We start from the raw sequence: 12,552 nt of genomic DNA, 5'->3' as shown, positions 1-12,552 counted from the left end.
CTCTGAAAAGACAACGAGAATTTCATTGTTGAAAATAAATTATATCATTAGTTAAAAATTAAAACTCTATCTCTTTCAGATAACGTGCTACGGCATCCTGCCAGGTTGGCAGTGGAGTAAAGCCGTTTGCGGTGAGCTTTGATCTGTCCAGACGGCTGTTGAATGGTCTGGCTGCTTTGGAAACACCGTACTCAGCAGTTGTGACAGGAGTGACGGTGACGTGTGACTCGTCATATTCCGTGTGTCCCATGGCTGCTGCCTGACGGAAGATCTCCTTTGTGAAATCATACCAGCTGATATAGCCGCCTTCATTGGTTGCATGGTAATATCCATACTTGTCCGTCTCGATCATGTCAACAAGAAGTCTTGCAAGATCGAAGGTATAAGTCGGCGTACCGATCTGGTCATTTACAACAGTCAGCTTATCATGTGTCTTTCCGACATTGAGCATGGTACGGATAAAGTTCTTTCCGTTGGTACCGAATACCCATGCAATACGCACGATAAAATACTTGTCCAATATTTCGGACACAGCAAGCTCGCCGTCGAGCTTGGATGCACCGTATACATTTAACGGCTTGTAATCCTTGCAGTCCGGATTCCACGGTGTGGTTCCCTGACCGTCAAATACATAATCGGTACTGATATACATCATCTTGCAGTCAAGATCCTTGCAGACAGCGGCGATGTTCTCCGTGCCGGTTGCGTTGACGTTATAGACCTTATCTTTGTTGGCATCGTCCTCAGCGGCATCCACGGCAGTCCATGCGGCACAGTGGATGACAGCATCCGGGTTGATCTTTAAAAGCGTTTCAGCGACAGAGGCACGGTTTGTGATATCCATGGATACATAGGCTGCTTTTGTCACATAGGTTCCGTCTGCAATACCGTTGTATTCCGGAGCAAGGTCACTTCCGATGCCCTCATGTCCTCTGGACGCAAGCTCATTCATGACATCATGTCCTAATTGTCCGGCGACGCCGGTTACTAATATTTTCATAAAACACTGTTCCTCTTTCCGGGTATCATTCTATGGTTATGGATTAGCGGTTACCGTACATCTTCTCGTAGTAATTCTGGTACTCGCCGGAGATGATTGTCTCCCACCACTCCTTGTTGTCAAGATACCACTGAATGGTCTTCTTGATACCGTCAGCAAACTTCGTCTCAGGAAGCCAGCCAAGCTCGTTGTGGATCTTGGTCGGATCGATCGCATAACGCATATCGTGACCCTTACGGTCGGATACATATGTGATCAGGCTTTCCGGCTTGCCAAGCTCCTTGCAGATGATCTTAACGATATCGATGTTGGTCATCTCGTTGTGACCACCGATGTTGTAAACCTCGCCGACACGTCCCTTGTGGATGATCAGATCGATCGCCTTGCAGTGATCCTCGACGTACAGCCAGTCACGAACGTTTTCACCGGTACCGTATACAGGAAGCGGCTTGTCATTCAGTGCGTTGGCGATCATAAGAGGAATCAGCTTCTCAGGGAAGTGATATGGTCCGTAGTTGTTTGAGCAGCGGCTGATCGTTACAGGCAGACCGTAGGTTCTGTGATATGCCAGCACCAGAAGATCAGCGCCGGCCTTGGATGAACTGTAAGGGCTGCTTGTATGGATCGGAGTTTCCTCTGTGAAGAACAGGTCCGGTCTGTCGAGTGGAAGATCACCGTAAACCTCATCGGTAGATACCTGATGATAACGGGTGATGCCATATTTACGGCATGCATCCATCAATACGGCAGTGCCCATGATGTTTGTCTGAAGGAATACCTCCGGTGTCTCAATGGAACGGTCAACGTGGCTTTCTGCAGCGAAGTTGACAACGATGTCCGGATGCTCCTCCTCGAATAATTTGTAAACAGCTTCGCGGTCTGTGATATCTTCCTTAACAAAACGGAAATTCGGATTGTCCATAACAGGAGCCAGAGTAGAGAGGTTTCCGGCATAAGTCAGGCAGTCCAGACAGACGATACGGTAGTCCGGGTACTTGTTCAGCATGTGAAATACAAAGTTACTTCCAATAAATCCGGCACCGCCGGTTACGATAATAGTCATAATTTTTCTCCTTAATCTGTAATATAAATTGTTATTCGGTGTCTGGCATCGCAAAACATTAATTAGTGAAGAACATCCATGTACTTGCCGTTCAGAACGTCCATCAGATACTGACCGTACTGGTTCTTCTTGAGCGGCTCATATGCCTTCAGCACATCCTCACGGGTGATCCAGCCGTTTAAGTAAGCAATCTCCTCCAGACATGCGATCTTGCGGTGCTGGTGAGACTCGATGGTCTTTACGAAGTTGGTTGCCTCGACAAGGCTCTCATGTGTTCCGGTATCCAGCCAGGTAAAGCCCTGTCCGAGAAGTTCTACGTTCAGCTCGCCGTTTTCCAGATAGACGCGGTTCAGATCGGTGATCTCAAGCTCGCCTCGTGGACTTGGCTTTAACTCCTTCGCATATTTGACAACGCGGTTGTCATAGAAATAAAGACCGGTTACACAGTAATTGCTCTTTGGCTTCTCCGGTTTCTCTTCGATGGAAACAGCCTTTCCGTCCTGATCGAACTCAACGATACCGAAACGCTCCGGATCATCGACGTAATAACCGAATACGGTAGCTCCCTTTCCGGTCTCTGCATTCTCGACAGCGGCTTTCAGCCGTTTTTTCAGTCCGTGGCCGGCGAAGATGTTGTCACCGAGTACCATGGCAACGGTGTCGTTTCCGATGAATTCCTCGCCAATGATAAATGCCTGTGCCAGTCCGTCCGGGCTTGGCTGAACAGCGTAGGTCAGATCGATACCGAAATGATGACCGTCTCCGAGCAACTCTTTAAAACGAGGTGTGTCCTGTGGTGTTGAGATGATCAGTATCTCGCGGATCCCTGCGTTCATCAGTACGGAAAGCGGATAGTAGATCATCGGCTTGTCGTAGATCGGCAGAAGCTGTTTTGATGTGACCATTGTTAATGGATAAAGTCTTGTGCCGGAACCGCCAGCTAAGATAATACCTTTCATAAGGAATCTCCTTTCTTTGATCTGTTTGTGTAAGTCCCAATAGAAGTATGTTCATTTTTCAGTTTCTGTACACAGTATAAAAGGTGACGTAACGTCACCTTCAAGCTTTTTTTGTAAAATTGTCACTTTGCTGTAAATCCGACAATGAAAATGTTGGTTTATTGTGAAAAATGAATACGTTTCCGGGCAGTTTCGCCTGTCTATGAGGGACGGCACAGGAAAATTCCGGCGTCCTTCGTGATCGTAAAGCCGTCCTTCGCTGCCTTTTGGACGAAATGACGGAAGTCCTTATAGCGGTTTAACAGATACTGGTTCTGATTGCCATGGCAGGATAAAATATAATCGATCAGCGGTTCGGGTTCCTTCAGATAAATACTGTCCACATAACGGGACAGAGTTACCTGACGGAAATGCGGCTGCAAAATAGAGGCTCCGTTTTCCAGACCGAAGCGGTCATAAAGATTGTCTGCTGCAAGCTGGATATGCGGATCAAAATCCTGCACCAGTTTACTGATCTCCTTCATGTGACGGGAACCGTAGGTGCTGCAGATGAAGCAGCCGTCCTTTTTAAGAACACGGCGGATCTCACTGCAGACCTGCGGAATGTCATCGCAGTAGAAAAGGACATGGTTGGCAAAGATCAGATCGAAGGAATGATCCTCGCAGGGAATATTCGCACAGTCGATCGTCCGGTAGGAGAAACGGGAATCCTCAGCACCGATGGTACGACGGACATCACGCAGCATACCCTCGGATATGTCGGAAAGCAGAATGGAGATCTGTTCCGGAAGCTGTGCAAGATTCTCTGTCCAGAGTGCGCCATTGCCGCAACCGACCTCAAGGATATGCATGCCCGGACGGATGTCTGCCTGCTCATAGATCCAGGGAAACCAGCCCTGCTTATTGACAGAATACTTCTGATGAAGATTGATCCGTGCAGTGATGTTGGTGGAATCCTGATACTGCCGTTTCAGGCTTGTCTCCATACCGGTCAGGTGGATCAGGCGCAGCATCTGGCTCCAGTCCAGCTCGTGATCCTTTTCTATGGCATCGGCGGTATCACGGATCGCCGTCTCCACAAGCTGCATCTGTTCGATGCGATCCTGGATCAGCTTGTGCTGCTGCTCGAGAGAATTTTTCATCATATGATAGTCGGCAGTATCGACCGTCATCTCGCGGATATCGTCCAGCGAGAAACCAAGATATTTTAAAAGAAGGATCTGCTGCAGTCTTGCCAGATCATGGTCGGTATAGAAACGGGCACCATTCTCATTCACATAGGAAGGCTTCAGGATATTCTGCTTATCGTAGTACCGGATCGTGCGTACAGAGACGCCGGCAAGCCGGGCAAACTGTCCGGAAGAGTAGTAGCCGTCTTTCTTCATGGAAATTCTCCTTATTATATATAGTGATGTTGGGGCAAGCCACCGGATAGCAATTTGTATGTATACATACATCGCTATCTGCTTTTGAACCCTGCATCATATTTTAACAGATGAAGCGCGAAAATGATATTTTTTTGAAAAATATTTCATAATTTGAAAAAAACTGTTGACAAATAGAAATACAGATGATATTATCTTATTTGTTCGCGGCACAAAAGTGCAAAGCGAAACATGCGGAAGTGCTGGAATTGGCAGACAGGCTAGACTAAGGATCTAGTGTTGGCAACGACGTGAGGGTTCAAGTCCCTTCTTCCGCATTGCGGATCAGAGAAGTCTTAGAGATAAGGCTTCTTTTTTTGTTCTTCCGTCATCCTTCCTAAAATGAAATCAGAATGGTCACCCCATCCCGTATAATCTCAACGCAGAAATGATAGGCTTCCCCCACCACCAAAACATAAATTTCCCCATAATAATTCTTATGTCTCACTATCCTCAATGGCATTTTGCCTGCCAAAGCACTGGAAAATCCGTGAGCTGTGACTGAAAAATTGTCTTGTCACTTACGGATTTCGAAAAGTCTAATTGCTTTGCTGCTTTGATTTTTGATAAACGCATCCTGCCGTACTCGCCCCGAGGTGGGATTCAGATGTTTCGAAAGGCACTTGCACCCGCCGGTACTTACGCCCTTACAATTTAAATAATATTATGTTCTATTATAAATTTGCATGGGGCGTTATGTACCGCTGCGTGGTGCAGTGGTAGCGGGAGCGTGCCGTCCGAAATAGCTGAGCCCACCTACGGGGCTCAGTCGTGCGGATGCGTATTTATCAAAGCATTGCAAAGCAAAGACTTTTCAGAAATCCTACTGATCTGCGTCAATTTTTCAGTCACAGTTCACGGATCAATCAGTTTTTCGTGGCAAAATGCCTATTTGATTTTTCGTACATAAGAAATATTATGGGGGAGTTCTATTCCCAAGGTGGGAAGCCCATCAATTTAATTTTCAATGGGGCAGCGTGCCATTCACACCATATTTTGACCATTCACTCTATTTGGAAACCCCGTCCCCCTAAACTGATATAATATATGATAACCACATATATAAAGAAGTGAAAAAGATAAAGGAGGGATTCTATGAAGCTACACGAGGTAAAGAAACGTGTTCTCTGCGGTGTATTGACGTTCGCAATGATATTTTCGTCAACATCCTTTCAGGGGATCACGGTAAAAGCTGCGTCGACAGGGACACAGACGACCGCAGCAGTACATGAGGGAGAATATTATACCGGTGTCTTTGCGGGACGGTATGGTATTGATCAGTTGTTTGATTATGTAATGAGTACAAGCAGGCTGAATTCGCTGCCCTTTGATGCATCCTGGGGAACAGCATATGCGTCAAGCGGACATCAGTTAAAGACAACAATCATGAAAGGACGTTATTTCGTACTGAAGTATTCCGGCGATTCGGACTATCCGATTGCATTATGTATGTACGAGAATGAAGGTACGCCGGTGGTTGCCGGAAGATCGAAGAATCTGCTTGCCAGTTCACACATTGGTAAAGCAGACAATGTGTGCCTGACAACACAGGCCAAAACCTATATGAAGAAGACCTATACCGACGGCATTGAGGGCGTGATGGCTCTCTGCGAGATGGGTAAGGCGGATCAGAATGGTCTTTACTTCAGCAGCTCGAATGGATTTGGTTATTACTTAAGCGGCAATCAGGGACGTGATGTCGGAGAGAAGATCACATGGGTGAATGCAGATACCGATGTGACAATGAAAAAGCTTGCGGGGTTGGATAAGTATTCCTACACGGAGCTGAGCTCCGGGGAATATGCGGTGATGTATCAGACGAATGGAGATGCCGTTCGGAACATGCCGGAGGATCAGGTGAAAAAGCAGGGCGTGGCACTGACTTTATCAGACAAGAAGCCACTTCGAAAGGGATATCGTTTCAAAGGCTGGAACACAGCGGAGGACGGCTCCGGAGATATCTATGCAGCCGGCAGTGCGTACACAGGTGACAGTGTGCTTACCCTGTACGCAGTATGGGAGCGTTATTATGAATCCGGTCTGTTTAGCGTGAAGCTTAGTAAAAGCCAGTTTTTTGATAATGTTACCTCTGCGAACAGGATCAATGGTCTCCCGTATGATGCCTCCTGGGGAACGGCGAATTGGTCAACAGGACATCAGTTCACGGAATCACAGGTGGAGGGCAGATATTTCCTGTTCCGGTATAGTGGAGATTCTTCCTATCCGTTTGCTCTGTTCATGTATGAGAATGACGGAACACCGGTGGTAGCAACAGGATCGGGGGACCTCTCCCAATCGTCATATATCGGACAGTCAGAAAATGTTTGTATGACGAAAAGTGGTCAGACCTATATGAAGGCAACCTATAAGGATGGGTATAAGGGACTCATCTGTCAGGGAAAGATCACCAAGTACGATAAGAACGGTGTGCAGTTTGTCAGCCCGAATGGCTTTGGCTATTATGTTTCCTGTAACCGTGGCTACAAAAGGGGAGATTATATTGCATGGTCCGGTGCAGTTACCAGCGGGATCACTCCGGATGTGATGGATTCGGTTGATACATTCTCAGATATGGAAATGTTAGAGGGAGAATATGCACTGAATTATAATGTCAATACGACCGATGAAGTGACCGGCATGCCGGACACACAGCGCAAAGAGGATCTGTATAATTCCGTGCTTACCATGGATGAACCGCAGAGAAGCGGTTACACTTTTATCGGATGGAATACGAAAAAGGATGGAAGCGGCAAAATGTATATGCCGGGCGCACGTTATGAGGGAGAGCAGTCCCTGACGATGTACGCGATCTGGGAGAAGTTAGACAAGTCACCGCTGTCGCTGGAGGAGAATGGAACGGTGGCTCCGAAAGTATATAAACTTTCCAACAGGACACTGATTTCAGATGCTCTCGATGTAGCAGATGATGCAGATGCATTTTACAGTGCACTCAATCAGGCAACTATGACCCGTTATATGGATATCAAGGGCGGTGCCGGTGAGGATGATGTGTTTAGTGTCAAGTCCTCCGATGAGAGCGTTGTGGAGTGTTCCGTTGAGGGCTCAAAGCTTACCATGACCGGTAAGACGGACGGATTTGCTTATGTAACGGTGACTGATGAAACAAGTGGTCAGCTTTACCGCTCCAGCGTTTATGTGGAGACCTTGAAGGAGCAGCTTTATATTATCAGACCGGTAAATGCGGACAATAACAAGTCCTATTTAACGGATAGCAGCAAAACAAGCTTTGAAGCTAAGACAGAGTCTGATAAGAAAGTGACCTGGGATGTTAAGAACAGTTCCGTAGAGAAGGTGAAACAGCTTTCCAACGGTGATGCTGTTGTCTGGAAACCAACTTCAACAGACGCTGAGATTGGTGTGACCTATGGCGCATGTCAGTTATCGGTACCGCTTACGGATATGGAAAGCGGTGAGACAGCAGGTGCTTATCCGATCAACAATTATGAGATGGCTGCAAAATACCGTCAGAATCTGACATTGAGCGATTCCTTCAGAAAGGTGAAGAATACAACGATTCAGATCCGGTCATTTATTGTAGATACGGATGGCAATGTTATTTCCAGTGTGACGAAAAACATCAAAAGAGAAAAGGCAGTCGAAACGGAGACAATAGCGTTAGATTATAGCGGAGTGACAGGGCTTACAAATGCGGATGTTGTAACGGAGATCGCATCCGAAGATGAATCCTTTGCATCGCAGCTTGTACGTTATCCGATCTACCGTGACGGTGTTCAGAAAAATACAGGAACCACCGTTATGATGAAAGCATCCGCCACCTTGATGAATACAGACTGTACTTTGATGATCAAGGAAGCCGGGGGTGCACCGATCCGTAATGTCGTTTTGTATAAAGGTGCCAAAAAAACACTTTATGTGTATTCGAAGGCATCGCAGGCGCATTCACTGACGATGACGATCAACGGAAAGGAGATCAAGCCGACCTCTGCAACCGTTGCATCCGTGGAGGGAATGAAGTATGAATGGGTGAAAACAGTATTTGAGGTCAACACCAAGAATACAAAGACCGGAAAATATACACCGCAGTTTCAGGTGAAGGCGGCAAGCGGAACTCTTCTGATGGATATGCCGGGGAATTTTACCGTGAGCAATGTTTCTGATATAGGAACGCCGGCGAAACCGACCGAGATGAATTTCTGTGGAACTGTACAGACACCGACGATCTCAGCAGGAGAGATCATTAACCGTAATTTCTCCTTTGATCTTCCAAAGGTACTGCCAATGAAGATCGCATATCAGGATACAAAGGATCCGATGAAGAAGACCTTTATGATCGCGATCGGAACAGCAGGACTGGATGAGGATCATGTGGTTTCCGTGGTGACAGACACGATCAATGATCTTCGTGACAATAAAATGAGTAAGAAGATATCCGGTTATGCATTCGGTACAGCAGATTATATCAACGGTAAATGGGTGCTTACGTATACCGGCGGTGGTATTGCCGGATCGCTTGGATATGAATTTGGATTTGATAACAGCACTGTAATTGGTATTGTTCCGGTTTACTATGGAATCAAGGTTGGATGCTCTGTAAGCGTGGATGCCCTTCTGAGTGGAAAGAACGCATACCATGATAAATTTGTTGGAATGAACTTCCAGTCCAATAATCTGACAGTGACCAGCGAGTATGATTTTGTTTCGGATATTATTGTTGGTGTACAGGGCTATGTAGGTGCCAGCGGAGGTATCGGTTTTGATGCAAAGCTTATCAAGCTGAAGTTTGGACCGGAGGGACAGTTAACACTCGGTTATGATAACCGTATTATTACCTTTAAGGATCTGGATCAGTCAAAGACCTATTATGGTGGCTGTCTGAACTTTACCGGTGATATTGCACTGACCTTTGAGTACAAGGGCATATTTGTTCACAAGAAAAAGAGAATTTGCGGAACAGGTTTTAGCAAGAATAAAACCTTCAAGGATTGGGCGAATTTCCCATCCGGAAGACCGAACCTGATGGATTTTGCCAATATGAGCAGTCAGGACACCAGCAAGGTGGTACAGTATTCTTCCATGAAAAAGGGAAGTGACTGGACACAGTATATTGATCCGGATATCAATCCTGTACTTTCAGAAAGCGCGGACAGCATGGGACTTGCATATTCCGATACACTGGATGATCTTGCAAGCATCAATCCGGCGATCAGTGCGAAATCCGGCAGCAGCTGGACGAAGCCGGAGGAGCTCACCTCATGGAGAACAGCGGGTAAGAGCGAAACCATCAACTCTGTAGATTATGCGGCAGCCGGAGATTTAAATGTACTGGCGTTTGATTCAGTGGATTATGATCCGGATATTATGTCAGACGGTTCCGTGGATACGGACGAATTAAACGCTGCTTATAATTCATCAGAAGTTCATGTGTATGTGAATGGAAAGCACACTTGTCTTACGAGCAATAAGGTTGCCGATATGGCGCCGGAAGTGGCAGTGAGAAACGGAAAAGCGATCGTAGTCTGGGAGAGTGATTCCTATGATCTTACGGGTACGGATGTAGACGCACTTCAGAAGGATGCAATGGGCGAGAAGAAGCTCTGCTACAGCTACTATGACGGAAAAGAGTGGAGTACACCGGCGTATTTAGAGCGAGGAGAGATCAAGGGAGTACAGGCGTATGATATTGCATTGGGTGACGATGGCACGGCAATGGTATTGGCGAGCATGGGAACCAGTGAAAAGGTGCAGGAGAGAGAGCTTTATTCATATATGATCGAGGCGGGGACACAGAAGAGTGTAAACAGAATTACCTGTAACAATGCAGCAGAGACACAGCCTCGTGTGAAATATGTAACCGATCAGGGGGGCAGCTTCCTCGCAGCATGGAAGCAGTCAGAATACGAAAATAATGAGCTGAGCGATTCTTATCTGGTTGTACAGGGCTATCAGAAAGATGGTAGTGCGAATGACATTTCCATGACGGATGAGTCCAGAGAGGTTTCAGAAAAATTCGATTTTGCAAGAGGCGGAGATACCATTAAGGACAGTGCCGTATACTGGCAGGCATCCGGTGAGGATTCTGCAATGCACACTTATGTGAAGTATATGAATGCACAGGCAGGAAAACTGTCCATGAAGTATTCCCTGAACAGTGTGGCGACCGGTGATGAGACATTGATCGGAAGCAGCGTGGCAGTGGACGGAGATAAGTTTACCGCTGTTGCCTGTGCACAGGAGGTCGAACAGAAAGATAGCTCAAACGAGGAAACACCATTTGCCCAGGCCGACGATGAGGAGAAGCCGGCACGGCTGATCAGCAGCCAGAAGCAGATCACAGATGCATTTGAAAATGTATCCGCAGACACATTTGGTCAGAACATTGAGAAAAACAGCACGATCAATGTCACCTTATCCTTTGTCAATGCGGGACGCAAAGCGATGGACGCTGTCACAGTAAAACAGGGAGACACGATCGTTGCAGCAGATCTGCCGATCCATCTGGAAAGTGGAGAAAGCGGCCAGGTAAGCTTTAGCTATACGCTTGGCGATACACTGAAAAACGAGGCATTTGACCTTGTCGCAGACAACGGTGCGAAGGCAGAGACGAAACTGACTCTGCTTGGAGCTGATATTGTTGTTGGAAGTCCGGAGGTTACAGAGGTATTATCCGGAGGAGAGCGTATCGTGCAGACTGTTTTGAGCAATGCCGGAACAAAGGCACTTACGGCAGACGATACGATCCGCTTGGATCTTACGTCAGCAGATCAGGAGGCACTTAGCGTACGTCCAATCTCAGAGTCTGCCTCATATGATGCAGATAAGAAGCAGCTCGTCATCAAGGGCAGCGGTGCAATGGAAGCGATCAACCGTGGTGAATATATCCTACAGTTTGGTTATAAGCCGGAATTTGACAGTGAATCCGATAATGTATCGGTATCCGTGAAGGCAACAGCCTACACAGGAGAGACGGCGATGGATGAACTGAATCTGATCGATAATTCCGCAGCCTTCAGTATTGTAAAGCCTTCCGTGCAGTACGATACACAGTTGACATACAGCACGGTTGTGGAGGACGGAAAGATCACACAGCTCCGCGTCAATAACCAGTATGAGACACCGGTTGAGAAGAGTATTACAATTTTAAACGGTACGGATTCTAAGAAGATCAATGTGGTATTGGGTGCTGAGGAGTATAAGACCTACGAGATCGGCATTGATGCTTCCGCAGAAGTAACATACGATGAGCAGAAAATGGATGGAGAGGAAACTCCAAACATTGATCCGTCTCCGGAGCCAACTGTGGAGCCGACAGCAGAGCCTACCGTGACACCGGGAACTACGCCGACAAAGACACCGGAAACAGAGCCGACCAATACACCGGCTGTGGAACCGAGTGCAGCACCATCACCGGAGCCTACGAAGGAGCCGGCAAAGCCGACAGAGGTACCGAGCGCAGCGCCGACACCGGAACCAACCAAGGAACCGGCAAAGCCGACCACAAAACCGACTGTGAAGCCGACAGCGGTGCCGAGTAAGATACCGGTGGCAACTGCAAAACCGACCAAAACACCGAAGCCGGCCGTAACTGTGAAGCCGACGAATAAGCCGGTTACACGTGCAACAGCAAAACCGACTGTAAAGCCAACGAAAAAGCCGGTTACACAGACATCGGCAAAGCCGGCAGCAAGCAGTAAGCCGGTAAGCACGAGTTCTTCTGTTGGAAAGGCAGGATTTGCTTCCGTAAAGAATAAGGCTGGCAGAAAATTAGTCGTTATGATCAAGCCGGCAGCAGGGGCAGACGGTTATTGTGTACAGTACAGCACAAACAAGAAATTTAAGAAACCTGTATCAAAGATGACAAAGAAGTATATACTGACCATCAAGAAGCTCAAGAAAAAGAAAACGTATTACGTTCGTGTATGTGGATATAAAACCGATACACAGGGAAATCTTGTATTTGGCTCCTATAGTAAAGCTAAGAAGGTAAAGATTAAGAAATAACAGACGGGAGGATAGCGTGTCAGAGCATCCCCTGTCACAATGATAAGCAGGCATAGTTTTTCAGGTGATTGAAAGGCTGTGCCTGCTTTTTAATAAAAGCCGATAGCATTTTGTGATAATAAATGA

The 12,552-nt window shown here is 46.9% G+C and carries 5 protein-coding genes and 1 tRNA gene; 2 read left to right on the top strand and 4 right to left on the bottom strand.

Annotated elements, in window-relative coordinates; genetic code table 11:
- Positions 1-58: 58 nt before the first annotated feature.
- The 4 genes from rfbD to ACZLMD_RS01695 form a co-directional block, all read right to left on the bottom strand.
- The gene (gene rfbD / locus ACZLMD_RS01710; RefSeq protein ID WP_489495014.1) at positions 59-1,000 is read right to left on the bottom strand and encodes a dTDP-4-dehydrorhamnose reductase; all 942 of its coding nucleotides are present in this window, start codon (positions 998-1,000) and stop codon (positions 59-61) included.
- 43 nt (positions 1,001-1,043) lie between these two features.
- Positions 1,044-2,063 (bottom strand): dTDP-glucose 4,6-dehydratase, encoded by a 1,020-nt coding sequence (gene rfbB, locus ACZLMD_RS01705; protein WP_118559722.1) that lies wholly within the window; start codon positions 2,061-2,063, stop codon positions 1,044-1,046.
- A 62-nt stretch (positions 2,064-2,125) separates the two neighbouring features.
- On the bottom strand, positions 2,126-3,022 hold the full coding sequence (gene rfbA / locus ACZLMD_RS01700) for a glucose-1-phosphate thymidylyltransferase RfbA (protein WP_022305862.1): 897 nt from the start codon (positions 3,020-3,022) through the stop codon (positions 2,126-2,128).
- A 200-nt stretch (positions 3,023-3,222) separates the two neighbouring features.
- On the bottom strand, positions 3,223-4,407 hold the full coding sequence (locus ACZLMD_RS01695) for a MerR family transcriptional regulator (protein ID WP_022305861.1): 1,185 nt from the start codon (positions 4,405-4,407) through the stop codon (positions 3,223-3,225).
- 233 nt (positions 4,408-4,640) lie between these two features.
- On the opposite strand from ACZLMD_RS01695, the gene ACZLMD_RS01690 reads away from it, so the two are divergent.
- Both ACZLMD_RS01690 and ACZLMD_RS01685 read left to right on the top strand, forming a co-directional pair.
- Positions 4,641-4,724, top strand: a tRNA-Leu gene (locus tag ACZLMD_RS01690).
- 817 nt (positions 4,725-5,541) lie between these two features.
- Positions 5,542-12,426: an InlB B-repeat-containing protein gene (locus ACZLMD_RS01685; RefSeq protein WP_489495012.1), complete on the top strand. Its 6,885-nt coding sequence runs from the start codon at positions 5,542-5,544 to the stop codon at positions 12,424-12,426.
- The last annotated feature ends 126 nt before the right edge of the window (positions 12,427-12,552 follow it).

The organism is Jutongia sp. (assembly GCF_057878315.1).
This window is presented reverse-complemented; position numbering and strand designations above follow the sequence as displayed.